The following is a 26,666-nucleotide window of genomic DNA, read 5'->3' as shown; positions in this document are numbered from 1 at the left end:
CACTGGTAGTAACACTTTACAACCGTCCCAATGCAATGAAGGAGTCACTGATACGACACCCGAATGTCATATAAAAAAATTAGTCTTATTTCTGACACTGATACCTTGATATAAGGGTTGAATCGACTATGGGAAACCACACCTACCGTACACTCTGGTTATCAGACATACACTTAGGGAACAGGGATTGTAAAGTCGACTATCTGTTGGATTTCTTATCCCGCTATCAGGCCGACACCCTGATACTGGTTGGTGACATCGTTGACCTCTGGTCGCTGAAATCGCGGTTTCACTGGCCGGAAAGCCACACCAAAGCTGTCCGCCTGTTACTGGAGCGAGCGGATCAGGGATGCCGGATCATCTATATTCCGGGCAACCACGACGAAGCCATCCGCAAGTTTATTCAGTTTAATCTTGGCAATGTTGAACTGGCACACCGCTACATCCACACCAGCGCAAACGGCAACCGCATTCTGGCTCTTCATGGCGATGAATTCGACAGCATGGTTTGCCACAGCAAACTGACCTCCTTACTGGGCGATGCCGGTTACGATTTCCTTCTATTCTTAAATCGCTGGTTAAACAGCTACCGCCGCTTAACCCGGCAACCATACTGGTCTCTGGCCAGTTACCTGAAAAGCAAAGTCGAAAAGGCCAACCTGGCGATTGCCAGATTTCGCCATGCCGCTGTCACTATGGCCAAACACAAAGACGTCGATGCCATTGTCTGCGGCCACATACATCATCCGGAAATTACCGAGCAGGATGGCATCGTATACCTGAATGATGGGGATTGGATTGAAAACTGCACGTTTCTGGCCGAGCACCATGACGGCGTGATCGAACTGATTCAGTGGACGGAACAGGCAAAATGCCTCGACAGCACGGAACGGTTTAAGGTCAACCCTCAGATCACCAGCCTGTTTGACAAAGACACAGAGAAACAAAAAGAGAAGCAGAAAGAAAAAGTGGCCTGAAAAAACGGCGGAGGCCTGAGCACTCCGCCGTAACCGTGTTTGTTACAGACAGCCTGCTATCAGGCTGTACTCACCAAACGTAATAACACCTGAACCGGGTGCTTCATCTTAATATGCTCAAAACGCTTTACCTGAGTTCGGCACGAATAACCGGTTGCCATGCAACGGTCGCCATCCAACTGTGCCAGATTCGGCTGCCAGCTGAGATTAAACACCCCTTTGGACGTCTCCAGCTTATCTTTCTCGTGACCAAAAGTGCCCGCCATGCCGCAACAGCCGACAGATACAGCTTTCATGCTGGCACCGAAGTGACGGAAAATGACCGCCCACTCTTTCTCAGCGTTTGGCATCTTGGTTTTCTCGGTACAGTGGGCGAATAAATACCACTCACTGTCAGTACGGGGCGCAAACGAGGTTATTTCACTCAGCAATGGCGTCAGCCATTCATGGGCTGTCATTACTTTGAAATCACCGCGCTTATCACCCAGCATTTCATTGTATTCATCGCGATAACAGAGCACCAAAGCCGGGTCGACACCAACCATAGGCATACCCAGCTCATCAAGCTGATTGAGGAAGTCGGCGGTGTTTTTCGCTGTTTTGGCAAACTGACGCAGGAAACCTTTGACATGCTGCGCCTTGCCATTGGGCTTAAACGGCACCAGCATAGGTTTCTTACCGAGCTTTTCAATCAGATGGACAAAGTCACGCACCACTTCCGCATCGTAGTAGCTGGTGAACGGGTCCTGCACAATCAGCACATACTGCTGCCGCTCTTCTTGAGACAAAGCCTGCAGCCACTGCAGATCAAACCGGGTTGCATGGCTGCCCGCCAGTCCCTGCATCAGCGTCGGCACCGACAGTTCAGGCATATCCACATAGCCGAGCACTTTCGCCGTCAAAGATTTTGACCAGCCGGGCCGCATTACGGCATTGACCAGTGACGGGGCTTTGGCCATAACCGGCAGATAACTTTCTACATAGCCAACCAGATAGTCTTTGGCAGGACGCTGGTAACGGCTGTAGTACATGTTAATGAAACGCGAGCGGAAACTCGGCACATCCACCTTGATCGGGCACTGACTGGCACAGGCTTTACACGCCAGACAGCCGTTCATGGCTTCCATCACTTCGTGCGAATAATCGTACGCTTTACGCTGAGATCCGAAGGTATTGCGGAAGCGATCGATGATTTGCTTCACCGTCGGCGACTTTTCCATCAGATTCTGTTCCAGCCTGACCGGGTCCACACCCTGATCGGCCAGCAAACGCAGCCATTCACGAACCAGTCCGGCCCGCCCTTTCGGCGAGTGACGGCGATCGGCACTGACTTTCATCGACGGGCACATGGGTGAGCTGGTGTCGTAGTTAAAACACAAGCCGTTGCCGTTACATTCCATCGCCTGCTTGAAGCTGTCTCTGACTTTCACCGGGATCTGGCGGTCAAAATAACCACGCTTTAAGCCATCCACTGTCACCAGTTCAGCATCGCTGTCTAGTGGGGTGCAGATCTTGCCCGGGTTCAGCCTGTTGTGTGGATCAAAAGCTGCTTTTATACGGCGCAGTTCGGTAAACAGCTCTTCACCGAAAAACTCAGGTCCGTATTCCGAACGGTAGCCTTTACCGTGCTCACCCCACATCAGACCGCCGTATTTTGCAACCAGCGCCACCACCTGATCGGAGATTTCCTTCATCATTTTTTCTTGCGCCGGATCGCACATGTCCAGCGCCGGACGCACATGCAGTACACCGGCATCGACATGACCGAACATGCCGTAATGCAGCTGTTTCTCATCCAGTAACTGGCGGAACTCAACAATGAAGTCAGCCAGATTTTCCGGTGGGACACAGGTATCTTCGGCAAAGGGAATCGGTTTCTGCCAGCCTTTGGCAGCCCCTAACAGACCCACGGCTTTTTTGCGCATGTTGTAGATCTTGTTGATGCTGTCCAGGTCGTCACACACCTGAAAACCAATAATCCCCTGCTGACCAATTAAACTGTTCAGGCGCTCACCCAGTTGCTGTACCTGGCGCTTGACCAAATCAACATCATTACCGGCAAATTCAACAATATTGATGCCCTGCATGTCCTTACCCGGCACATCGGTGATCAAATCACTGACGGTGTGCCAGACAATATCCTGGCGAGCGAGGTTAAGGACTTTTGAATCCACAGTTTCGACGGACAGTGCCTGGGCTTCCACCATCACAGGCGCATTACGCAGCGCCGCATCAAAGCTGTCGTACTTAATATTCACCAGTGCCCGGGCTTTAGGGATAGGGGTGATATTGAGTTTGGCTTCGGCAATAAAGGCCAGAGAACCCTCGGCACCACACAGCAAGCGCGCCGGGTCAAAATGAGTCAGTGCGTCGTTGAACACATTTTTCAGATCGTAACCGGTCAGAAAACGGTTCAGCGGCGGGAATTTATCCAGAATTTGCTGACGTTTTTCACGGCACACTCTCGCCGCCACACCAATGGCTTCAGCAACCTGACCTTTCTGCTGTTCGATCCGGGCCAGCCCGTCTTGCGTCAAAGGCTCGGTATCCAGCACTGAGCCATCCACCAGTACCGCTTTCAGTGCCAGAACGTGATCTGAGGTTTTACCGTATTGCAGCGATCCCTGACCGGACGCATCCGTATTGACCATGCCGCCAATGGTCGCCCGGTTACTGGTGGACAAATCGGGGGAGAAAAAGAAACCATGAGGACGAAGTGCATCATTGAGCTGGTCTTTGATCACCCCGGTCTGCACTCTGACCCAGCCTTCCTGCGGATTGATCTCAAGAATCTGGTTCATGTGGCGTGAAAGGTCGACGACGATACCCGGTGTCAGCGACTGACCGTTAGTCCCGGTGCCGCCTCCGCGTGGAGAAAAACTGACCTGCTGAAAAGCGGGCTGCTGGCCCACTTTTCCGACCAGCACCAAATCATCCACAGATTTAGGAAAGACGACAGCCTGAGGTAATTGCTGATAAATACTATTATCGGTTGCGACAGCCAGACGGCTGGCATAGGTGCGTTCAACATCGCCAGAAAATCCTGCGTTTTCCAGCGCATCCAGATACGACAGTACGATGTCATCGATACTGTTCTCAAACGTCAGTGCGGGTAACATTGCTCTCCTTGTCCAGTTTTAGGCTATCCTGCTTTCACTGGCTCCATATTAATCCAGACAATTATGCCTGTTTGATATAATCGTTTGCGCTCACTTTACCGCACTCAAGTCATGAAACAAAGTGCCAGACACAGCTTACTGACAGGTTTCTGTTTGCTTTATCCGTAAGCTTGCCGGGGCAGCGTCTTTAAGCCGTTTCCGGCTCAGCCAATAACTTCAGCATCAATGACGAACCCGCCACCAGCCAGACCGCCAGCAAAAATGCGCCGGCTGCACGCAGCCCCAGAATAATAAGGCTGACAGTACAGGCATTGACCATCACAGCAGAGAAGTAAGCGAACGCGCCAGACCCTGCCAACAGCACTAAAGCCACCGCAATATGCCGGTGCACAGACAGTGTCAGGCTTCTTTTAGGTAACACATCCAGACTGAGAAACACCCCCAGTGAGATGGCAAACAGATAGGTGTGCGCCGGCTGCAAGGTTAAGCCGGCCGCCACACCGGTGAGGACAGTAATCCCCAGCCACACCGACTTTCCCCGTATGGCGGTCGGGGTGATCAGCCGGGAGAACAGGATCAGCAGCAGAATGCCGATGACTATTGCCGCTACCGTATCGGAAATAAAGTGCACGCCAAACCAAACACGGGCCAGCGCCTGACCCAGGATCAGAGCGCTAACCACCAACAAGCCCGCCCCGGCGCGGAACCGTGATTTTCCTGCGCACAGTTTCATCCAGAACATTCCCCAGATAACAGTGGCTAACAGGGTATGCCCGCTCGGAAAACTGAACCCGTAGGCATTGCCGTTTTGCAGAGCCGGCACCAGATAAAACGGACGCGGCAGATTGAAAACTTGTTTCAGGCAGGTTGAGACCAGGATGGTAATCACGGTGGCGGCAAGCAACTGCAACATTGCAGTAGGTCCGAATAAGGAAGCAATAACAGCAATTAGCAAGAACACAAACCAGTATTCGCCGGAAAGATTCAGCAGCCACATCAGGCTGTCCAGCACAGATTTTGCGACATCCGGCAGGGCGTTACCCCAGTCCTTAAAGGCCTTGATCACAATCAGTTCAGCCTGATGAAATGCGCTTGCCCGGTCACTGATATCGGTATAAAAAACCACCTCGCTCTCTGGCGTTTCCATCATCCACTGATATAAGTGGGCAGTATCTTCGGGGTAGCGATATTCAGCAGATGCTAAAGACAGCGGTGACATCAGGTATACAGCTTTCACTTCCCGGCTGAAGTCCACCGCTTGCCAGGCTGCAATCTGCTGGCGCTGATCGCTTTCCTCTTGCTCAGCAACCAGAATCGGTTGTGTCGTTACGCAAGCAAATATCGCCGCTCTGCCCCTGAACTGCAAAAGCTTTATCACGTCGACATCTAATCCGGTTTCTTCCAGTGCCTCTCTTCTGGCCGCCTCACTGGCAGTATCCTGACTGTCAATATAGCCGCCCGGAATGGATAACTTCTGAGTAATGACCTCAGACACCATGACCATCTGCTTACCATGCCGGATAACACAGGCTGCCCCAACAAGACTGGCAGGCTGTTCGTCGTGCGGTTCAACGGAAACAACGCGCTGGTTGTTCACTTCTTCGGCATGCACATTCCACGAAAGAACAGCAAACAGAGAAGCGAACACGGTAAAAGCGAGCATGATAAAAGCAGACGGAAAAAGGGCACGCTGTCTGATCACTGAAAACCTTTCATTTTTAAACTATTACCTGTGGCAAGTTTATCAATACGGAGTATATGCGACCATTAAAATGCCATAAATGATCATGTTATGTTAATTTCATTTTATTGTTTCTGGTATCAGAGCTTTACCGCAACGTGAGAAATTCCCACAATACAGCGCATCCAATAAGCCGTTAAGACAATGATGACTCAAAATACACCAACAGTGCTGGCGCCGGATTATTACCGCCACAACTTTGATTTCCTGCTGCGCAGTGTCCGGCAGCAATATCATGATCTATTGAGCCATAGCGAGCACTGGTGGCTAAATACTTACTCCCGGCTTACGCCCGATGCCAAACAGTTGTACATCCGAATGTTGTCCCGCAAGGGCAGATACTTTCGCGTCAGCAAACTCAGCTACCCTGAAATCCGGCATACAGAAAACGCCATTGAGGAGCTTCTGAGCAACAAATTTCTTACCTGCAATGAAGCAAACTGGCCGGTGGATGAGATCTTGGATTTATTCACCAAACCAGAACTGCTTAAGATCTATAGAGAGAAACACTCCCCTGATGCGCGCACAAATGACCAAGCGTTAAAGCAGGCCAGAAAAGCGGATCTCACCGCAGCCATACTCGCCACGTCACCGGCCATATCGGCATTCAACGAACCCATCATACATGTTGAACATCAGGCGCACCTGACAATCTTCTTACTGTTGTTTTTCGGCAACCAGTATCAGGATTTAAGCCAGTTTGTGCTGACTGATTTAGGCCTGCATATCTTTGAAAATTATCAGGTCGACCCGACAACCCGCCTGTTTCAGCAGCGACAGCACATACTGGAATGGCTGTCCCTTGAAGCCTTAGCGGCCGAATACGAACAGCTTTCACTCAGCAAAAGGGCCCAGGCAGTGAGGCAATTTGCCGGTCGCCTGCCCGGCCCCTGCACATGGCCGCCGCTGGAACGGCGACGGCAACGATTGTTCAACCGGGTTGCCCGGGATCTTGAGCGCCTGGGCGAATATGATCTGGCGTTGTTTCTGTTTAATCACAGTGCGCTACCGCCCAGCCGCGAACGCCGGGTGCGGATACTGGAAAAACTGCAGCGCCACTCAACCGCTTTGGCCATCTGCCGGCAGATGTTGTCAGCGCCCTTTAATGAAGAAGAAGCCGAAGTCGGACAACGCCTGGCGCATAAACTCAGCCGTACGCTAAACCTGCCGGTAGCACAGGCGCTCAAAGACACGTTTACGCTGGAGACACTCACACTGCCTGCCAGTGGAGAACGTGTCGAGTTAGCCGTTGCTAACCATTACCGGCAAGCGGGATGGCGTGTTCACTACACCGAAAATGCCCTGATATGCGGGTTATTTGGCCTGGCATTCTGGGACATTATTTTTGCCTCTGTTTCCGGGGCCTTTCTTAACCCCTTCCAGCGGGCGCCCCGCGATATGTACCACAGTGAATTTTCAGAGCGCCGGCGTGACATGCTCACAGCCCGCCTCAATGCTATCCGCACAGAAAGCTGGAACCACTGGCTGGCTGTTTATCAGCAAAAACAAGGAATCACTAACGACTGGGTGAACTGGGCTATTCTGACGCCAGCGCTGGTTGAGGAGACGGTATCTTGCTTAAACGGCGAGCAACTGTATGCCATGCTGTCACGCCTGTTGTTCGATCCACGCCATAATCGCAGCGGCCAGCCTGACTTGGTAATGTTCAAAAGCGGGCATATTCAGTGGGTCGAAGTGAAAGGGCCGGGTGATACCCTGCAGGCCAATCAGAAGCGCTGGCTGCGGCTGTTTCAGCAACTGGGACTGGATGCCAGAGTGAACCATGTTGTCTGGCAAATGTGAACTGAATCAAGGATGGTAAAAATGACGTCAATTTTTAGAAAACAAAAGGGTTCAAATAGTCGTTTACTGAGAGTATAAGCTAAGCTCTAATCACAAGAAGTACAGAAAAGTGGGTGGCGATCATGCAAGCGACGAGAACAATCAATAAAGTCCGCTACGGTCGGAAATCCGGGCCCATGACTGCTTACATTTACCGCGATAATCTTGCTGAACTTAACCCTTTCGTGCTCTGGGATCATTTTGACGCCAATGGCATCAAGCAGGAAACCGGGCTCGACTATCACGGCCATTCCGGCATTGAAGCGTTCAGTTACCCGGTAACGGGCACCCTGCATCATATCGATTCCTGCGGCTGCACTGTGACAATGCAAACAGGCGATCTTCAAATCATGACATCCGGTAACGGTGTCGTTCACAAAGATACCATGCAGCCTCTCGGCGGCCGTGCTGAATCCTTCGCACTCTGGACTGCCTTACCAGCCGGGGAGCAGGAAATGGCCGATGCCTCCAGCCAGTATGCTTGCACCCAGAACCTGCCACTGGTAGAAGAAACGGATGCAACAACCAAGGTGCTGATCGGCCAGTACAAAGAGGCCATCAGCCCCATAGCGTCCAGCATACCTGTGACTTACCTGGATATTATGATTTCGCCTTACGGCGGCTGGTACTGGGAGCCGGATGAAAAGTTGGTCGCTGGTTTTGTCTATCTGCGCTCAGGATCGGTATACATAGGGGCAAACCAGCTTTATCCGCAGCAAATGGGAATACTGAAACCGTCCGCTTTACCCATACATATCAAAACCAGCCAGAAAGGAGCCCGCTTATTTCTGGTGTTAGGCCAGCCGCTCAAACAACCTTTGCTCAGCTCCGGGGCTTCGGTGCATTCCAACCAGGAAAATATGCATCTGGCCTGTGACAAGATCGCCAAACTGATGGGCGGTAAAGTCGGCTCTGAAATCAGTTCCTGAGCAGGCCGAAAGTGTTTACTGCCTGCTCCGCTGATACAGCCCGCCCCTTCTTCGATTATGTGTGACTCATCGTCAGGTGTTGCTAACTGTGCGTTGTTATTTAAGCGCTTCTGTGACCTATCTTGCAGGTGCCGTTTGAATGGAACCACACTGCCTGGGTTTTCTTTCTGGCGATCAGTAAGGGGCCATCATCAAAAAACAGGAAGTTTTTCCAGTTACGCTTAAACACCCCCCAGCTTGTCTCAATCAGGTTATATTTTTCATAACAAAAATAGACGGGGGTGTTGTCTTCCCAATCAAGGAAGTCTGCTAATACCTCAGGTAATGCCGGTTCATCGTCATCCCACGCGGCTTGCCACTCGACAGTCTCTGTCCAGTTTTTATCCTCGCCGGCCCAGTCACCCTTGCCGAAGTGATCCGAGTCCGGGCTCTGGCTGCTGATATGCTCGCGCCATAATGTGGCCGATCTGGCCTGGGACAAAGGCTTAATCTGTACCAGATCCTCAGCCGGAACTGGCATAGAAGCATGAGTGAAAATCCATTTACGGGAATAAGTGTTAATGTCGATGTAATGCATTATCTGATTCAGAATAAAGTGAGACCGGGAAATGTACCGCAGATAAGGCTTTGATGCCAGAACCAGGCTATCAATGAGAAATATTATAGGTAGTTACCTCCGGGTCGATCCCGGAGCCGACAAGGGTCAGATCCCAGCAGGCCTGACCCGGTCACGTCACTCATTCATTCCGGTTACTTGGCGTTCCAGAAATTACTGACCCAGCCACCCGCCTGATCATCATAATGATTACCACTGAACAAGTGCGTCTCTTCGCTATGAGGATCCGCCGACCTGGATTCCAGTAACTGGTGGATATGGTTTGCCATTGGATCACTGCTGCCTTCAAGCTGCTTTCTTATCGCGACCTCCTTTATTATTTGCAGCCGATAGACACCATTTGCCTTTTTCATCCTGTCCTCCTGCTCATGGGTTGAACCTTAATAATGCTCACTTTTTACAAGCTTTGTACCTCAAGGGCCCATAAAACATAGGTTCCCATCCTAAAAGCGTCAAATTTCCGACACCAGGATGTCACATTGCTTTGCTAAGGCAGGCGACATGACTCACCAGAGATCAACCAATTATGCAGCCATACCGGTTGTTATCTTGCCAGCTACACTTAACATTTACGCTAAGCCACTGAATTTACTGACTGAGAAATGACATAAAAACTTCATAAATCAGATATGCTGCGAAGACACTTTATCAGGCATGCTTTACCGGAAAACCAGCCACATACCGCACACCGGTAGCAGTCACCGGCGCAACGGCTAAAAATAAGTGTCTCATCTGTGGATTGCTTGCACAGTTCAATTAACATAACCAGACATATTGGTTACGCTTAAATAGGCCTTATTATTGGGCTAGGTACCACTGGGGAGGTTTCGTGAAAAGACTTACTCTGTCTGCATTGCTGCCGCTTTGCCTGGCATCTTCTAACCTTATGGCTTCCCCGCCCGTTGAGTGGCATCAGTGCGTGAAAACGCTGACCTACGATCTCTTCTACGGTAGCCATAAAATCGGTTATTTCGAGCGCAAGTTAAGCTGGCAAGACAATCAACGCGTTGATATCCAGTCCACCAGCCGTCTGTCAGCCATAGTGGCGAAAACCCATTACCAGCAGCAAACCCGTGTAGTCTGGTCCGACGTTAAAAACTCGTTTCTCACACAATCTTTTCATAGGAATATCACAGGATTACTTGATGGCGAGACACGCGGCAGCTTCAATCAGGATGGCACCCGCTCAGACATTATCACTGATGGTGAGAAACTCAGCTTTAACAGTAATGACCTGCCGTTGCTGGATATAGAAGCCGTTGCCAGCCAGATGCGGCTGAACCTGATTCAGGGCAAACAGACTTTTGATTTCAAGATGCAGGAGTCAGACGAAGTGAATCACTACTTTTTCAGAGTCGCAGGTAAAGAAAAACTACAAACCAATTACGGCAGTGTCGAGACCATACGGGTTGAGCAAATCAAAAAGCCCGACCGGGAAGTCAAATTCTGGTTCTCACCCGAGCTGGACTATCAACTGGTTCGCGGCACTTATAAGCGCAAAATTCTCGATTTAAAAGCCGTACTGCGCACGAAACGGGAAGTCTGCCCGCAAAGTTATTTCAGCAACAATCTTGATGAGATGACAGTCAACACAGTCACTGATCAGAAATAGCCGGCGTGCCGCGGCTATTTCTGGAACGCTTTACCGCCAATCATTTTAAAGGCAGGCGTGCCTCGTATCAGGGTATCGCGGGCAAACACTTGCTCACAATTCGGGCACTGGCAGGGTAAAAGCGTATAATCTTTCACGATTCTTTCTTTGAAACACTTCACCAGTGCCCCCTTTCCCCCTTTGCGGTACTTAAACAGACGCGTACGGCACTGGCTGCAGAAAATCTCAACTGTGGTGTCCGGCCCTTTCTTACTGGGCTTAGCCATGAATCCGCGCCGGAGAGATCAAACGGTCAATCACGGGAATATGCACATCTTCCACCCCGGCCAGATTGCCGTATTTCGGCGATTCACGGTCGTTTTCCAGCGGATGATGCCAGCCGAACGTGGTTTCAATAAACGTCTTTGCGAACGCATCGGAAATGCTCAGGCACCCCGCCAGCACTGTGTCGACGTAGGTCTGCATAATAGGTTGATTCGCACAGGGAGGCGCTGGATTGGCTTTCACATACACCCAGACAGGCGCATCAAATTGCAGAATGCCATTGTGAGTGATCAGTGACGGATCCACTTCCACACGAGAATAACCCCGCTCCCGGCGGTCGAAATGCGCCAGTGTGTTATCTTCCACTTTCAGCAGCACGCCGTTACATCGGCCTTCGCCCAGCGACGCGACCAAAGGCGAAATGGCATAACTGCCATCGACTTTGCCCCAATGTCGCTGCAAGCCCTCTACCACAGCCGGGACAGCCTGTCCTGTCTGCCCGGTCAGCTGGCGAGACGCGCGATTGATTAAGCTACCGTAGCCGAAGATAAACATGGTTTCCTCCCTCGAAATTCACCGGATTAACGACCTGGCCAGTCTGGGTTGCCTAATATGGCAACCCGAAAAAGTGTGAGAAGCGCTGCCAGGCTTTTCGCAATGATACCAAATCGCCACGAATAAATCGGATGTCTTTTCCGGGACGCGCCTGTGCCAGACGAGAAAGATCGATCCTGGCAACACAGCCGAGCTTAGGGTAACCGCCTAACGTCTGCCGGTCGTTGAGCAGCACAATCGGCTGACCATTGGGCGGGATCTGCACCGCCCCCAGCGCAATGCCTTCCGAAACAATACCCGGCGGGCCACCGAGTATGGCATTGCCTTCCAGACGGCATCCCATCCGGTCGCTCTCGGGCTTCACGTGGTAATGGTTATCGAAAAACTGGTTCCGGGCCTCGGGTGAGAAATAATCCCACTGAGACGAAGCCAGCAGATGAAGTTCAATCGGCTTGTCATAATCGGGAATGAAACGAGGCGGAACATAGCGCGGACTGTGGCGCACTAAGCTGGCCTGAATCGGTAGCTTGTCGCCTTTTTGTAGCGGACGCCCTTCCACGCCGCCTATCTGATTACGCACAACAGTTGAGCGGCTGCCGAGCACGCTTGGCGTGTGAATGCCTCCTTGAACAGCCAGATACGCACGCAGCCCTGAACGGGCATAACCAAGCTGCAGCGTCTGCCCTTTTCGCATCATAAAAGTCTTCCAGGTATAAACCGATTCACCATCCAGACTGGCCTGCATGTCCGCCCCCGTCAGGGCACATTCAATATCGGCATGGGCCTTAAAGCTGGCCTGACCCAGAGTGATCTCCAGCTGCGCACAATCCATCGGATTACCCAGCATGTAATTGGCCCAGCAGTAGGCATGCATATCGACAGCACCTCCCTGGCTCAGGCCATGACTGGCAACGCCCAGACGTCCCGTATCCTGAACCAGTGTCAGCGTACCTGGCCGTATTACTTCCAGTGTGGCCATATTTCACCTCCCAGCGACTTAAAGGTTGAGCGATCGACGGGCTGAAAGCGTACCTGATCCCCGACAGTGAAAGGCGTCATCGGCTCCCGTTCAGGGTCGAATAATGACTTGGGGCAGTTACCAATGATTTGCCAGCCGCCGGGTGACTGCGCCGGATAAACGGCCGTCTGACGATCGGCTATCCCGACACTGCCCGGTGCAAGGCTTAATCTGGGATCGGCATGACGCGGCATAGCAATGGCTTCATCAACACTGGCCAGAAACGCAAATCCCGGCGCAAAACCGATAGCACACACGGTGTAGATTTGCTGGCTGTGCAGCGCAATCACCTGCTCCACACTCAGCCCCTTGGCTTCTGCCAGAGGAATGAGATCTGGCCCGACATCGGGATGATAATAAACCGGCAGTTCGATCACCTTCCCCACAGCCGACACAGGTGTATCCTGCCACTGGCTGTGGCAGAGGCTGATACGCTCTCTGAGCAACCGCTCGGTAATCTGATCCGGGTGAAAATGAATCAGGATAGAGGTGTAAGAAGGCACAATTTCAATCAGCTGGTGCGGAAAATCAGCCTGGATCTGGCTGACCAGCCTTCCTATCAAAGGGGTAAGGCTCAGATCTATCTCATCAGCCAGATGGACCATGAGGCAGGTTTCGGACACTGAATCAAAACGAATCATAACGCCATCGCCTTTCTGATGTCAGCGATGGTAGCAATTGATTCCGGGTTATCCCCGTGTACGCACAGGGTATCGGCATGCAGAGCAAGAATCGTCCCGCTGTGTGTGGTCACTGTGCCTGAAGCCAGCTCCATGGCCTGCTGCTGAATTCTGGCCGGGTCATGATGCACGGCCCCCGGCTGGCTGCGCGCGACCAGATTGCCTGCTTCATCGTATGCCCGGTCGGCAAAGGCTTCGAACAGCAAGGGCACACCGAATGCCTGCGCGGCGGTTTTTGTCTCGCTGTTATCAGCCCTGGCCAGCACCATCAGGCTCAGCGGTGATGACCGCTGGCGGTTCATGGCAGCGAGCGCCTGCAAAATGGCGTTCAGCACCTCAGGTTTGGCCATCATGTCGTGATAAAGCGCGCCATGCGGTTTGACATAAGACACGCTGCTGCCATGCAACTGGCAAACAGCGTCAAGGGCGCCGGTCTGGTAGGCCACCAGGTGAGTGATGGCCGCCGGGCTGTGCGGAATACTGCGCCGGCCAAAACCCGGTTTATCGTCGTAACCGGGGTGCGCACCTACCGTCACCTGATGTTCCACCGCACAGGCCACGGTGTCAGACATAATATCCGGATCAGAAGCGTGGAAGCCGCAGGCAATGTTTGCCATATCCACCCAGGGCATGACCGCCTTGTCATCGCCCATTTGCCAGCTTCCGTAACTTTCACCCATATCACAGTTCAGTTTCATGCGAATCCTTAGCACTCGTTCATGTCATCATCCTACCTGATTAAATTATAACGAGTTTGTCAAAGATTCACCGCCATTCACCCATTTGTTCTGTGACCCGGCAACCGATCAGGCACATGACTGACATCAGAGCCTGAACTGACTTCGAACCTGTCCGCCATCTGGCGCAACCGGGAAATGGCATTCTGAACCAGCACAGTGCGGCGACTGAGCTGTTGTGATGAGCGGGTCAGCAGCTCAGTGGAATGCTGAGCGGCCTGCGCTGTGTCGTGATGGCGCTCGCTGTTGCCTGCCAGCTGATTGATCACCTCAAACATGGCTTCAACCGCCTGCCGCATCTGCTGGTTACGCTCTCCGGCATCAATCACGACTGTGTTCTGCTCCACATCCCGGATACCCTGTTCCATCGATTGCACGGCCACAGCCGATTCAAGACGCAGTTTCTCCATTAACGAACCAATATGGTTGGCCGCCTCTGACGTGCGGCTTGCCAGCTGGCGCACTTCATCCGCCACCACAGAGAAGCCGCGGCCATGATCGCCGGCCCTTGCCGCTTCAATCGCCGCATTCAGAGCCAGCAGATTGGTCTGCGCCGTGATGTCGGTGATCAGCTTTACGATATCGCCAATCTGACTCATTTCGTTGTTTACCCCATTCACACTCTGTGCTGAACGCTCGACAACACCTTTGATATTGTTGGTATTGGCTAACGCCTGCTGGTACTCCTGCTCCGCTTCCACCACCACCAGGTGCATGACATCCTGCATCTGATGCGCCGACACAGATGCAGAGCTGATATCGCTCTGCTGGCTACCGGCAAGATTCAGCATCGCTGCAATCGCGCTTGAGGTGTCATTCGCCGCGCCGTCCATCCGTTCACAACGGCGAAGCATGGACTCACTGACTTCCCGGACTTCGTTTGCCGCGTGTATCATTTCACTGATCACCCCATCCAGATTGTCGATGAAACTGTTGATCCAGCGCCCCATCTCACCGGTTTCATCGGGTTTAAAGCGTTCGGCATTCAATCGCTGCTGAAGATTTCCGTCGCCTTCCGCAAGCGCCTGAATTACTGAGGTCATTTCCTGCATCTGCTTCACCAGCGGGCCAGAAGCCGTTAAACGAAACACCATTAAGCTCAGCAAAGCGGTCAGTATTCCCAGGCCCGCCTGAGCCAAGGGACCCAGCCCCTGAGTCACGCTCATCAGCATAGGGAAGAAAATCGCGGCCGCGCTGCACATGAAAAAGGTGTTGCTGAGCCGGTAATGCAAAGATCGGTGACGATACACTTCCTCCAGATCGGCTTCACACATCATGCCCCAGCGATCCGGCGAGCCCGGCAGTTGAAAAGTCCCCCCTTTGCCAATCACTGGAATGTGGCGATAGTCTGAATAGCCGGGATAGGACACGAACAGATTTTGTCCGTGCCGGATTGTCTCCCTGACCCCCGGATGCAGCTCTCCGGTGGCCGGATCGGTAAAGCGGATCTCAAACTCAGTATGCCGGTTTACCCTGACCGTGCCGTACTGGGTATGAATACCGGATTTCAGGTTTTCGCCGTGGGAGAAGGTATCGTCTTCAAAACGTGAGCGTGACAGAGCCGTACCCGGCAGCAGTTGCGGATCAAACGCAGACTCCACCATGAAAATATAGTTATCGCCCGATTCAGGATAGATGTGTCCGGCTTCGCGCTGAATTAAATCACTGATGACATCATTAGGCAGCCTGGCACACAAGCACCCCTGAACCTGTGTGGTACCGTCTGCCAGCGTGACAGTTACCGGCTGATAGAACATCAGGGTCACTGCGTCATGAAAAGAAGAGGTGGTGCGACCCAGCCGCTCTGTCACTGGATCAACATAAGGGCCATGCAGAAAACGCGCCCTGAGCCCGTTCTGCAGCGCCTTCTGCGCCACCAGTGTTTGCCCTTTGTGGCCCTGATGGGTCGAGGTGCTGACCAGGCCATGACTGTCAGTGATAAACAACTCAGAAAAGTGCGCCGCCCGTCCTTTAAGCCTGCGCAACGCGTCATCACGTTCATCCTCGGGTTTGGTGGCCAGATACAAGGCCGCATCCTGTAAGAACAGCCATTGGTTCTCCACCCAGGTTTCTAAAATTCTCACCCGAGTCTGTGCCGCACTGGTAAAGGTTTGTTGCAAATCATCCTGACGCTTGCGGTTGAGCCAGCAAGCCCGTCGCATTGCCAGTTTTCCCGAACGCCCCCAAACGGGTAACCAACGTTTTTCCTGAGCGGACAAATCCATTGTGCAAACTCCCTGCATCTTGTCTTTTTGTGTCGTGTCTGTCGTAACTTATTGTTGTTTATATCAACAGACTGCAATTTCAGTGCCACTGAAATTGATTGTTACAGAGGGGGAATTGCTCGATATTTGCACGAACAATGCACCAATACAGTTCAACAAGAACAGCTGTGCATCCTTAGGGTGCAATACAATGATTTTATGGGGGAAAGGAAAAGGCAGACTCACTGAGTCTGCCTTGGGTCTTACACAGGTTAAGAGAAACGTGTGACTGCTAGAGAATTTTTGACAGAAATTGCGCCAGCCGCGGATGCTTGGGTGAATCAAAAATGTTCTCGGGCGAGTCACTGACCAGCAACTCACCGTCTTCCATAAACAGCACCCGATCAGCCACTTCACGGGCAAAGCCCATCTCGTGCGTCACCACTACCATGGTCATGCCTTCTGCGGCCAGATCCTTCATCACATCCAGCACCTCGCCGACCATTTCAGGATCGAGCGCAGAGGTGGGTTCGTCGAACAGCATCACGTCCGGCCGCATAGCCAGAGCCCGGGCAATAGCGACGCGTTGTTGCTGACCACCGGATAACTGCGACGGATAGACATTCATTTTATCCGCCAGACCGACCCGCCTGAGCAGTTTTTCGGCTTCCGGCTCTACATCCGCTTTCGTGCGCCCCCTGACTTTCTGCGGTGCCAGCATCACATTGCCTTTTACCGTTTTATGGGGAAACAGATTAAACGACTGGAATACCATGCCAACGTTCGCACGCAACTCATTGATATTGGTGCTTTTGGCGTACATGTTCATGCCATCAATCTGAATCTGACCTGAGGTAATCACTTCCAGCTGGTTCAGCGTGCGCAGAAAGGTGGATTTACCCGAGCCAGACGGCCCGATGATGACCACCACCTCGCCACGTTTCACCGTTGCACTGACATCTTTCAGTGCATGGCACAGGTTGGGGTAAATTTTATTGACCTTGTCGGCGACTATCATGTCATCGCCCTGATATGTATTAGTCACTGCTCGCCAACCTCTTCTCAATTCGCTGCACGGCCCACGACAGGCTGGTCGTCAGGAGCAAATACAGTCCTGCCACCACAAACCACACCTCAAACGTGGCGAAACTGCCGCTGATGACCTCGCGGCCGGCCTTGGTCAAATCGGTGATAGAAATAACAGACACCAGCGATGAATCTTTGATCAGCGTAATTAACTGACCCGCCATTGGTGGCAAAGTGCGTTTAAAGGCCTGCGGCAGGATGACATACATCATTGCCTTGGGGTAACTCATGCCCAGAGAGCGGGCTGCTTCCATCTGCCCCGGCGGAATCGATTGAATACCGGCCCGGATAATTTCCGCAATGTAAGCGCCGGTGAAAATGGACAGCGCCACCACACCCGCGGTAAAACGTTCCAGATCGAAAATCGTACCCAGGAAAAAGTACACGATGAAAATTTGCACCAGTAACGGTGTGCCGCGGATAATTTCGACGTACAGGAAAGCCAGATTTTTGGTTACAGGATTATGCGATATCCGCATCAATCCGGCCATCAGGCCCAGAATAATGGCGAAGAACAGTGAGAGCACCGAGATTTTGAGGGTCACCCACAAGCCAAGAGTGACAGGACCAATGGTCCACTGATCGCTGCTGGCAATCACATCACCTTCAAAAACCAGATCGCCCTGTTGTACCAGGCGGGCATCATAAGCTGGGATCTGCTGAGGCACATTACTGTAGTCAAGGTTGATGATAATTGAGTTATCAGCGTTAATTTGAACGGTACCATCCCCCTGCGCCCTGAACTCTTTAGGGGTGGTATCCACGATGAATGGCAAAACACGGTGCCATTGCCAGTTGTAATTGATGCTTTGCGAAGCCTGATACAGCCCCGTCATCAGCAGCGCCAGGATGACGACAAATACAGTTTGCCAGAGCCACCGGTTAGACGTCCTAATCATATACTTCTTCCTTAGGCGTGTCGGAATGAGAAAACAGCGGGAACGCACGGCTGGCCCAGCGGCCAGCCGTTATCAGGTTTTATTGCACCTGGCTCAGCCAGCTGTTGTCTTTAAACCACTTGTCGTAGATTCGCTCATAGGTTCCGTCGCCTTTGATCTGGCGCAGGAAGTTATTAAGGAAGTTCAGCATGTCCATATCGCCCTGAGCGACTGCCCAGCCTAATGGCTCATAGGTGAATGGCTGCTCAAGGTGAACCACTTTGCCTGAGTTCTGCGAGGCATAAATGGCGTTAAACGGCATGTCGTAAATAAAGGCATCCGCTTTGCCGTTTGCCACTTCCAGCACAGCATCAGACTGGGTTTCAAACACATTGAGCTTAGCTTTGCTGATCATACGCTTGATCGCTTGCTCACCTGTAGTGCCAAGCTTAGTCGCAATGGTGTACTTGCTGTCGTTCAGGTCTTTATAACTCTTGATCTTACCTTCAAGCTCAGGATTGAGCAGAATAGTCTGACCCACAATGATGTAGGGTTCTGCGAAGTTTACGCGCATATTACGTTGCGCGTTAATGGTCATACCCGCATTAATGATGTGACACTTACCGGTCAGAAGAGTGGGGATAATACCGTCCCAGGCTGTGTTGACCGGCACATATTTCACCCCCATCTGGCGGGCCATCATTTTACCGATATCAATATCAAAACCAACAAAAGAGCCGTTTTTGCTTTTCATTTCAAACGGCATATAACCTGCGTCAAAACACACGCGAAGTTCGCCGGTTTTCACAATATCGTCCATTACCGGGCCAGCAGTGGCAGACACTGACGTGCCTAACAATGCACAAGCTGCCATAATACCGCTTACGAATTTACGCATAGACATCCTTGTATCCTTATCGTTATCAAAATGCTGATGTATCGAACTAATACGAGGATGGTTATAGCAAATTAAATCTTGCAAACTCAATTGAGATTGAACAGAAAACAATCAGGGTAAATATCAGGCTTCTGCCACTTTATGGCATAAACAAACGCAAAAATGGCATTAATCAGCACTAAGTCACGACTGAAATCTGGAAAGGCAGCACAGATCGCGGAAGTCACAGCCAATCACAATGGATGATATTTTAGTTGATTATTTGACAGTGGGCTCATTATTAACAAATTTAACACCACAGATGACAGGAAAACCTAACGATACGGCAGACACATAAATAAGAATATTATAAATCCAGATATGTGACACACAGTTCATTAATATCAATACTGTCAGGCATTTCATTCAGCGTTTTAGCTACAGCTCTGTCCTGTATGCCTTCAATAACACGCAGACCCGAACCTTCATCCGCCCTCAGCGCATTCACACTGTCGTCACTTAAAAACAGCAGCCATAAAATACCATAGAATGTATGAATACGACTGACATCTTCTCTGGTATAAACCTCTTTACCCTCACCTTCAATCGTGACTTTACTGCGCACTTCAGACAGCCAGTAGGTCGGAAATAATCCTAAGGTATAAGTCGAAATAATACCGGAAATATTTTCATCAGCGTAGTCATTGACTGCGTCGGTATACACTTTCATTTCATAATAGGCCGGCGTATACCGGCATTGATCAATATAGGTATCAACAACGACATCTTCCAGGTCGCCTCCTACATAGCCGGCACAACCCTGAAGCATAAATAAAGTAATGAGGCTGGACAGGGTCTTTTTCATATTAACTCTTCCCAACAGAAGCCGGGTCAGCAGATAAAAGTGTGTTGCATATCTTAACGATAGTTAAAAGCAGTGCAAATAAAAGCAGGTATGCTGGGAGGTTGTTCAAAAAAAGCCGCATAACAACAGTGTCCGACATTCAGGGAGCACCTCTTGCTGCGGCTTTTTCCAACAATGCAGAGAAACTTACTTCTCTACACGGTTCATATATTTGTGTTCCAGTGTATTCACACGAATGCGATCACCGGTAGCAATATACTCTGGCACCTGAACCGATAAGCCAGTGCTCAGCACAGCAGGTTTTGTCCGGGCGCTGGCAGAAGCTCCTTTGATTGAAGGGTCGGTTTCTACAATTTCCAAATCGACTGTAGACGGCAATTCCAGCGCAACCGGCGCGCCATTGACCACCAACACATGCAGTCCCTGAATGTCTTCAGTAATGAACAGCAACTCTTCTTCAATCACATCTTTGTGGAAGTGATACGGGGTGTAATCCTCATTGTCCATGAAGATATACTCTTCACCGTCAATGTAAGAGAAAGACGCGGCATGGCGACTAAAGTCTGCCAGTGTGATGATGTCATCGGCTTTGAAGCTCACATCCGCTTTCGCGTTAGTTGCCACATCATACATACGCATACGGTAAAGGCTGCTACCTGCGCGGCCACTCGGTGTTAACTTGCTAATGTCTTTAACAAAGTACACCTTACCTTCGTGTTCAATAGCTGCAGACTTTTTAATATCACTTGCCTTTGGCATAGTCATAAACTCCAGATAGACATTTGTCGCGAGAAAATAGCACGAAACGGCATGAAGACAAGTAGGCAACGCAGAAAAAAGAGGAGCTTTTCAAAGAAAAATAGCCGCTTTGCCTGAGGGGAAAGCAAAGCGGCCGGTTAACCCTGTTATTGCTGAGCGCTTACGCCAGATTCATCACAATCCGGCCTGTGATTTCGCCTTTCACCATGTCGTCAAAAATCTCGTTAATGTCTTCCAGCGCCTTCACTTCAGTAATGGCTTTCACCTTGCCTTCCGCGGCAAATTGCAGGCATTCCTGTAAGTCCTGACGCGTGCCGACAATAGAGCCAATCACTTTAATGCCATTCAGTACGGTATCAAAGATAGGTATCGGCATGTCTTCAGGCGGCAGGCCCACCAGCACACAGCTGCCACCGCGGCGCACCGAACGGTAAGCTTCTTCAAACGCAGGCTTGGACACTGCCGTACACACAACACCATGCGCGCCTCCCACCAGTCGGTGAATCGCTTCGGACGGTTTTTCTTGCATAAAATCGATACAGTGCACAGCACCCAGTTCTTTCGCCAGCGCCATTTTCTCGGCGCCGGTATCCACCGCGATGACGTTCATTCCCATGGCTTTGGCATACTGAACCGCCAGGTGACCTAAACCACCTACACCTATAATAGCAACCCACTGGCCAGGTTTGACCTCTGTCACTTTCAGCGCTTTGTAAGTGGTCACTCCCGCGCAGAACAAAGGCGCGGCATCGACATAAGACAACCCGTCCGGAATTTTCACCACATACTCACCATGAGCCAGGCAGTACTCTGCATAGCCACCGTCGACAGAATAGCCGGCATTTTGCTGATCGAGGCATAAGGTTTCACGGCCAGATAAACAATACTCACAATGACCGCACGCCGAATACAGCCAGGGCACACCCACCCGATCACCTATCTTGAGATGATGAATTTCGCTGCCCACCTGGACAACTTCGCCGACCCCTTCATGGCCCGGCACCAGAGGCATTTTGGGTTTCACCGGCCAGTCGCCGTGACAGGCATGTAAATCGGTATGACACACCCCACAGGCATGAATTTTCACCAGTATGTCACGGGGTTTGACAGCAGGCAGGGGAATATCTTTGATTTCCAGTTTCCCTTTGAATTCATTCACAACAGCGGCTTTCATGACTGCGACTCCTTATGAGTGGTTAAGCAGCCATTGTTGGTGAAAAATTCACCCAGTTTATAGATCTGGATCAATATTCATCTAATTGAATAATGTTTTGTTGCCCAGGAGGACAAAAGTGTGAATGCTGACACCAGCTAATGAGCCCTGAACCGCGGTTTACTTTATTCCAGCTGATGACAAAAGTGTTTCAACGCGATACCGCAACATCATCAGGTTTTTGGTCTGTTTATCAGAACAAAACCCAAGCTTGCACGTGGGTTTCATCCCGCTATACCAACCCCGCTAACCCCCTGCTTTCAGTCATTACGTTGTAAATTTACAACAAACTGAATGACAGAGATCACAGCCGGCAACTCATATTGCCAGTTTTTTGTTTAACTTTCGGGTCAAATTTTCTTGTCTTGTAGGTCAGGTTTTGGTTAAATACTCTGGTTTTCGAGTTAATCTTAGTCATAGAGAAGTTGAATGTTGTCATTGAACCAAATTTCACATCTGAAGTTATTTTTCTTCACTGTGCTGATTAGCCTGTCATTCCCGATTGGCAGCTATATTATGGCTTCCATGGATCCACTTGTGGTGACTTGGGTACGTTACCTGCTGGCCAGCCTGCTGTTTGTCGGGTTTCTGGTCGCTAAAGGACAGTTCCGTATCCCCTCCGCGAAAGATTTGGGCCGATACACGCTGATCAGCTTGCCGCCACTGGGCTATTTTGTTGCCATGTTTATTGCTCTGCGCGACACCAGTCCGCTCGACGCCAGCGCCCTGTATACGACTGTGCCGCTAATGAGCGCCATTCTGGCTGCGTTCGTGTTCAAGCGCAGTACCTCAATGTCTGTCACGCTGGCTTTGCTGGGCGGTATGCTGGGTGCCGGTCTGATTATTTTCCGTGGCGATCTGAGCGCTGCCGGTTCTATCGCGATGACAGCCTCTAACAAAATTTATCTGCTGGGCTGTCTGGGGATGGCGCTCAATCCGATCATTGTCAAAAAGTGCTACAGAGGCGAATCTTTCGTTCACCTGACCTGCTGGACACTGATCTGTGCAACAGGCTTGCTGACCGTCGCCACTGCGCCGCAACTGGTGCAAGTGCAATGGACACAAATTCCTGCTGATATCTGGCTGGGTATCGGGTATCTAGCGGTGTTCGCAACAGCTATCAGTTTCTTCCTGTTCCAGCAAGGCAGCGTTGCGCTGGCTCCCGAACAGGTATCGGCCTATACCTATCTGATCCCTGTGCTGGTACTACTGGTTAACCGATTCACCGGCAGCCTGGTTCCGTGGGAAGAAGTCAGCTATGGCGTGGTCACTGTCCTGCTATCAATGACGGTCATGATCCGCCGCGGCTCGCCCAGCACAAATGCAGTGGTTGCCAAACCCGAACAAGAAGCGCTGGCAAAATAATCTCAAGTAATCGAAAAATACCGCCTGAATGACTCGGGCGGTATTTTCATATCAAAGAATGCAAACTGATATTCCGGCAGCCGGGTGTCTGTTAACAGACCCGCTGCGGACTCAGTCTCAGCGCAACAAAATGCATCGGCATCGGCTTATTAAGCGCAAATGTGTCCCCTCAGCTAGATTTCTTTTGAGCATCAACAATACTGGTAATGGTATAGACGCTAATCCAGAAGAAGTTTATGACAACCCGACACGAGTTCCTGTGCCAACAAATCTGTCTTATTGATGGCGTAGTCCCCAACAGCGCTATTGTGCTCAACAAACACCAGAAAATGGCCTGGAGCCCGTTCCAGTTCTTCCGCGGCACTGCACAGCTGTTTTATGCCGATCTTGCTCAGGGGGTGTTGGTACTGCCCGACTTATTGCTGGCTAAACCCGGCCAGACTTTCATCATGGGTGACTGCCACCTGACTAACTTTGGCTTTCTGACCGAAGAAGGATCACAAGGTGATCAGGTTATCTTTTCTCCTGACGATTTTGATGATGCCTGTGTCGGGTATGGTGTCTGGGATCTGGCCCGCTACCTGACCAGCCTGGCACTGGCCAGCGATTTCGGCTGTGGGTTATTAGAAGGACGATATCTCACAGAAGAACTGGCTATCGACGACGATTTAAACGCAGTCAATAAAGACGACATCCATCAAGCTTGTGAAGCCTTCCTGTCGGCTTACTTAAAAACATTGCAGCTTGTCATTGAGGATAATGATGCCAGATACAATGTCCTGAAAAAATTCGATGATGATCATGTACTTAATAAATATTGCCGCAAAGCCACTAAGCGAGCCGCAGGCGGGAAAGACTTTCTGAGTAAAAGCCAGTTAGCCAAATCCACCACTTTTGAAGATGGCAGGCTTCGCTTTGCTGACAAGCCGTTAAAATACCAGCGCATTGATGCTGCTGACTATGAGGAGGCGGAGACAACATTCCGGCCTTATCTGGATGATGAGGTGCTGGATATAGTGATCCGTCTTGATGCCGGAACTGGCTCCAACAATGTCGGGCGTTATTATTTTCTGGTTGGCCCGAACGACGTCAGGAGTATCGATGACTTACCCCTGTGTCATATTGTTGAAGTGAAGCAGCAACGCCAGGCTGCCCCCATATTCGCGTTCCCTGAGGTCAGTCCCGTCAACTCGCTCAATCCGGCGCATCTGACCGCTGACTGCCAGCGTTTTATGCAACGTCGGCCTGATCTCATACTGGACGAGGTTATCTGGCGGGGTAAACACTGGCTGGTCCGTTCACGACACCATGCGCGTTTGTCGGTCAAACCCGAAGATCTGGTCTTAAATGACAAAGATCCCTGCTCCGCCTTTTGCCAGTATGCCTCCGCCTGCGGCGAGGCATTGGCGCTGGCCCATTCACGCGGCGACAGGCGCTCAGTGCGTTTCGAACAATTCATGAGCGAAAGCCTGCCCGGTAACGTGGACGCATTAATCACCGCCTGCCAGCAATACAGTGAGCAGGTTATTGAGGATTATAAAATCCATTGTGCGTTGCTCGAAAAATAAACACCATCATCACTCACAAATCAAACCCACACCAATGAGTCTGTAGCCTGCTCTCGCAGAAAAGAGAATACCTGAAACAGCCCCAGCACTTCACCTCCCCGACGGTATTTCAGTAGCAGTCCTCTGTCTCCCATTGACATAGCGCCATCAATATAAACCCGGTTACCGCTGACCTTAGGTTTCAGGCCTGACACTATATTGTGCCCCATCAACACCGCATCTATATGAGATACGACACTATGTTCATCCTGCGTGAAAACAGCCCGGTCCCAGACTGCAAAATGTTGATCTTCTTTGCTCAGAGTATGCTCGTTACAGCACTGAGTGAACTGTTGCCAGTCATAGGGTGCTGGCACTGCGGCATGCACCAGGCCAATTCGGTGGCCGTTGATCTGAAGGGTATAACAAAGTGGTAAACTTGCCGCAAAATTCAGCATTTTTCTGACCTCAGCAATGGCAACATCTTCATGCCAGCGGCCGCCATTCATGATCCATAAAGATCTGTCGGCATTATTCTCCAGGGCATTGAACGCCATTTGTTCATGGTTTCCCTGAATGGCATACATCGCCGGGCAATCCTGCACGGTTTTTAATAACGCCATAGAATCCGGGCCTCTATCTATCATATCGCCCAGAATAAACAGCCGATCCCGGATTTCACCATCAAGCGGGTAACGAAACCCCACCTCCTTGAGTACATCTTGCAGCAAAGCATTCTGTCCGTGCGGATCAGACAGAAAATAAATGTCGTAATGGGGGTCGAGCTGAAGGTATTCGTTCATGGAACCGCCCGGAATCATTGCCTGTTCTTAACTTAAGTTTAGCAAGGGACAATGTTGCCGGGCATAGTGCTTGCTTTGTCTTTTCTTTGCTCCCATGCCAAATCGTTACTTTTCTCGTTTTTCCGGCTCAGCATGATCAAGACAGCCTGCCAGCATAACGGTCAACACCTGAATGCAAAGAGTGGTCAGACAACTTACTGAGTCTGCTCCCCTTCCCGTGCAATCACTTTATAAATAGTTGCACCAATTACGGCTCCAACGATAGGTGCCAGCCAAAAGAGCCAAAGTTGCGCTATCGCCCAATCACCCACATAGACAGCAACCCCAGTACTTCGCGCAGGATTCACCGAGGTGTTAGTCACAGGAATAGAAATAAGATGAATCAAAGTCAGGCACAGTCCAATCGCAATGGGAGCAAAACCGGCCGGTGCACGTGAATCCGTCGCTCCCATAATGACAATCAGAAACATCATGGTCATCACCACTTCACAAACCAGTGCAGCTAGCAAAGAATATTGCCCGGGTGAATGATCACCATAACCGTTTGATGCGAAACCGGCAGATACATCAAAACCGGCCTGACCAGAGGCAATCACATATAGCACCCCACCTGCCACCAAGCCCCCCAAAACCTGAGCCACAATATAAGGTAATAGTTCAGTGGCAGGAAAACGCCCCCCAGCCCATAATCCGACAGACACAGCCGGATTAAGATGGCAGCCTGATATATGACCAATCGCAAATGCCATGGTCAGCACCGTTAAACCAAATGCCAGAGAAACACCCAGTAAACCAATACCGACTTCTGGAAATGCAGCTGCCAGAACAGCGCTTCCGCAGCCGCCAAGCACCAGCCAAAAGGTACCGACAAACTCAGCCAAATACTTATTCATATCCTGTATCCTTCTTCTTTATTTACGATTTCTGAAGTTTATGCAGGTGTAAAAACAGATAACACAGCATGGGCTGTAAGCGGCAT

Annotated in this window: 24 protein-coding genes; 6 read left to right on the top strand and 18 right to left on the bottom strand. The window is 50.9% G+C overall.

Annotation, left to right across the window (positions count from 1 at the left end):
- The first annotated feature begins 128 nt into the window (after window positions 1-128).
- Window positions 129-977 (top strand): UDP-2,3-diacylglucosamine diphosphatase, encoded by an 849-nt coding sequence (locus tag Q4491_RS07705; RefSeq protein WP_303456156.1) that lies wholly within the window; start codon window positions 129-131, stop codon window positions 975-977.
- Window positions 978-1,036: 59 nt separating this feature from the next.
- Here Q4491_RS07705 and Q4491_RS07700 read toward each other — a convergent pair whose 3' ends face one another.
- Both Q4491_RS07700 and Q4491_RS07695 read right to left on the bottom strand, forming a co-directional pair.
- Window positions 1,037-4,096, bottom strand: a complete 3,060-nt coding sequence (locus Q4491_RS07700) for an FAD-binding and (Fe-S)-binding domain-containing protein (protein ID WP_303456154.1) — start codon at window positions 4,094-4,096, stop codon at window positions 1,037-1,039.
- A gap of 187 nt (window positions 4,097-4,283) precedes the next feature.
- Window positions 4,284-5,798: a bifunctional NUDIX hydrolase/phosphatase PAP2 family protein gene (locus tag Q4491_RS07695; RefSeq protein WP_303456152.1), complete on the bottom strand. Its 1,515-nt coding sequence runs from the start codon at window positions 5,796-5,798 to the stop codon at window positions 4,284-4,286.
- A gap of 183 nt (window positions 5,799-5,981) precedes the next feature.
- On the opposite strand from Q4491_RS07695, the gene Q4491_RS07690 reads away from it, so the two are divergent.
- Together Q4491_RS07690 and Q4491_RS07685 are read left to right on the top strand one after the other, a co-directional pair.
- Window positions 5,982-7,640, top strand: a complete 1,659-nt coding sequence (locus Q4491_RS07690) for a VRR-NUC domain-containing protein (protein ID WP_303456150.1) — start codon at window positions 5,982-5,984, stop codon at window positions 7,638-7,640.
- Window positions 7,641-7,816: 176 nt separating this feature from the next.
- Window positions 7,817-8,608 carry a pirin family protein gene (locus Q4491_RS07685; RefSeq protein ID WP_218383951.1) on the top strand — a complete coding sequence of 264 codons (792 nt, stop codon included), beginning with the start codon at window positions 7,817-7,819 and terminating at the stop codon, window positions 8,606-8,608.
- Window positions 8,609-8,708: 100 nt separating this feature from the next.
- On the opposite strand, the gene Q4491_RS07680 is transcribed toward Q4491_RS07685, so the two are convergent.
- The gene (locus Q4491_RS07680) at window positions 8,709-9,185 is read right to left on the bottom strand and encodes a DUF2947 domain-containing protein (RefSeq protein ID WP_192014959.1); all 477 of its coding nucleotides are present in this window, start codon (window positions 9,183-9,185) and stop codon (window positions 8,709-8,711) included.
- 173 nt (window positions 9,186-9,358) lie between these two features.
- The gene (locus tag Q4491_RS07675) at window positions 9,359-9,577 is read right to left on the bottom strand and encodes a hypothetical protein (RefSeq protein ID WP_218383953.1); all 219 of its coding nucleotides are present in this window, start codon (window positions 9,575-9,577) and stop codon (window positions 9,359-9,361) included.
- Window positions 9,578-10,053: 476 nt separating this feature from the next.
- Between Q4491_RS07675 and Q4491_RS07670 the strand changes: the two genes are divergently transcribed.
- A complete protein-coding gene (locus Q4491_RS07670) occupies window positions 10,054-10,836 on the top strand; it encodes a DUF3108 domain-containing protein (protein WP_237794217.1) in 783 nt (260 codons plus the stop codon).
- Between the two features lie 14 nt (window positions 10,837-10,850).
- Here the strand turns inward: Q4491_RS07670 and Q4491_RS07665 are convergent, their stop codons facing one another.
- From Q4491_RS07665 to adhP, 12 genes are all read right to left on the bottom strand, one after another.
- Window positions 10,851-11,102, bottom strand: coding sequence for a hypothetical protein (locus tag Q4491_RS07665; RefSeq protein ID WP_192014957.1), 252 nt, complete (start codon window positions 11,100-11,102; stop codon window positions 10,851-10,853).
- The gene (locus tag Q4491_RS07660; protein ID WP_192014956.1) at window positions 11,095-11,655 is read right to left on the bottom strand and encodes a gamma-glutamylcyclotransferase family protein; all 561 of its coding nucleotides are present in this window, start codon (window positions 11,653-11,655) and stop codon (window positions 11,095-11,097) included. Before Q4491_RS07660 ends, Q4491_RS07665 begins: the two co-directional genes overlap by 8 nt.
- Before the next feature lie 52 nt (window positions 11,656-11,707).
- Window positions 11,708-12,634, bottom strand: coding sequence for a biotin-dependent carboxyltransferase family protein (locus tag Q4491_RS07655; protein WP_303456143.1), 927 nt, complete (start codon window positions 12,632-12,634; stop codon window positions 11,708-11,710).
- Entirely contained in the window at window positions 12,616-13,314 is a 699-nt protein-coding gene (gene pxpB, locus Q4491_RS07650; RefSeq protein WP_303456141.1) for a 5-oxoprolinase subunit PxpB, read from the bottom strand. Before pxpB ends, Q4491_RS07655 begins: the two co-directional genes overlap by 19 nt.
- The gene (locus Q4491_RS07645) at window positions 13,311-14,051 is read right to left on the bottom strand and encodes a 5-oxoprolinase subunit PxpA (RefSeq protein WP_192014953.1); all 741 of its coding nucleotides are present in this window, start codon (window positions 14,049-14,051) and stop codon (window positions 13,311-13,313) included. Before Q4491_RS07645 ends, pxpB begins: the two co-directional genes overlap by 4 nt.
- A gap of 77 nt (window positions 14,052-14,128) precedes the next feature.
- On the bottom strand, window positions 14,129-16,315 hold the full coding sequence (locus Q4491_RS07640; RefSeq protein ID WP_303456139.1) for a methyl-accepting chemotaxis protein: 2,187 nt from the start codon (window positions 16,313-16,315) through the stop codon (window positions 14,129-14,131).
- A 271-nt stretch (window positions 16,316-16,586) separates the two neighbouring features.
- Window positions 16,587-17,312, bottom strand: a complete 726-nt coding sequence (locus tag Q4491_RS07635; protein WP_192015060.1) for an amino acid ABC transporter ATP-binding protein — start codon at window positions 17,310-17,312, stop codon at window positions 16,587-16,589.
- Between the two features lie 19 nt (window positions 17,313-17,331).
- A complete protein-coding gene (locus tag Q4491_RS07630) occupies window positions 17,332-18,279 on the bottom strand; it encodes an amino acid ABC transporter permease (RefSeq protein WP_192014951.1) in 948 nt (315 codons plus the stop codon).
- A gap of 79 nt (window positions 18,280-18,358) precedes the next feature.
- Window positions 18,359-19,156: a transporter substrate-binding domain-containing protein gene (locus Q4491_RS07625; RefSeq protein WP_303456137.1), complete on the bottom strand. Its 798-nt coding sequence runs from the start codon at window positions 19,154-19,156 to the stop codon at window positions 18,359-18,361.
- 346 nt (window positions 19,157-19,502) lie between these two features.
- The gene (locus Q4491_RS07620; protein ID WP_192014949.1) at window positions 19,503-20,000 is read right to left on the bottom strand and encodes a hypothetical protein; all 498 of its coding nucleotides are present in this window, start codon (window positions 19,998-20,000) and stop codon (window positions 19,503-19,505) included.
- 186 nt (window positions 20,001-20,186) lie between these two features.
- A complete protein-coding gene (gene yeiP, locus Q4491_RS07615) occupies window positions 20,187-20,759 on the bottom strand; it encodes an elongation factor P-like protein YeiP (RefSeq protein WP_192014948.1) in 573 nt (190 codons plus the stop codon).
- A 160-nt stretch (window positions 20,760-20,919) separates the two neighbouring features.
- A complete protein-coding gene (gene adhP / locus Q4491_RS07610) occupies window positions 20,920-21,933 on the bottom strand; it encodes an alcohol dehydrogenase AdhP (protein WP_303456134.1) in 1,014 nt (337 codons plus the stop codon).
- Window positions 21,934-22,401: 468 nt separating this feature from the next.
- Here adhP and Q4491_RS07605 point away from each other — a divergent pair, with 468 nt between their 5' ends.
- Both Q4491_RS07605 and Q4491_RS07600 read left to right on the top strand, forming a co-directional pair.
- Window positions 22,402-23,337, top strand: a complete 936-nt coding sequence (locus Q4491_RS07605; protein ID WP_255557886.1) for a DMT family transporter — start codon at window positions 22,402-22,404, stop codon at window positions 23,335-23,337.
- Between the two features lie 236 nt (window positions 23,338-23,573).
- Window positions 23,574-24,905: a DUF2252 family protein gene (locus Q4491_RS07600; RefSeq protein ID WP_303456130.1), complete on the top strand. Its 1,332-nt coding sequence runs from the start codon at window positions 23,574-23,576 to the stop codon at window positions 24,903-24,905.
- 20 nt (window positions 24,906-24,925) lie between these two features.
- On the opposite strand, the gene Q4491_RS07595 is transcribed toward Q4491_RS07600, so the two are convergent.
- Window positions 24,926-25,687, bottom strand: coding sequence for a metallophosphoesterase (locus tag Q4491_RS07595; RefSeq protein WP_237794226.1), 762 nt, complete (start codon window positions 25,685-25,687; stop codon window positions 24,926-24,928).
- Window positions 25,688-25,881: 194 nt separating this feature from the next.
- Complete coding sequence (gene aqpZ / locus Q4491_RS07590; RefSeq protein WP_218383975.1) at window positions 25,882-26,580, bottom strand: aquaporin Z; 699 nt, start codon at window positions 26,578-26,580, stop codon at window positions 25,882-25,884.
- Between the last annotated feature and the right edge of the window lie 86 nt (window positions 26,581-26,666).

The sequence above is a fragment of the Photobacterium sp. 2_MG-2023 genome (genome assembly GCF_030547675.1).
Classification (GTDB): domain Bacteria; phylum Pseudomonadota; class Gammaproteobacteria; order Enterobacterales; family Vibrionaceae; genus Photobacterium; species Photobacterium arenosum.
Note: the sequence above shows the minus strand (reverse complement) of the source record. Positions and strands in the feature narration are given on the sequence as shown.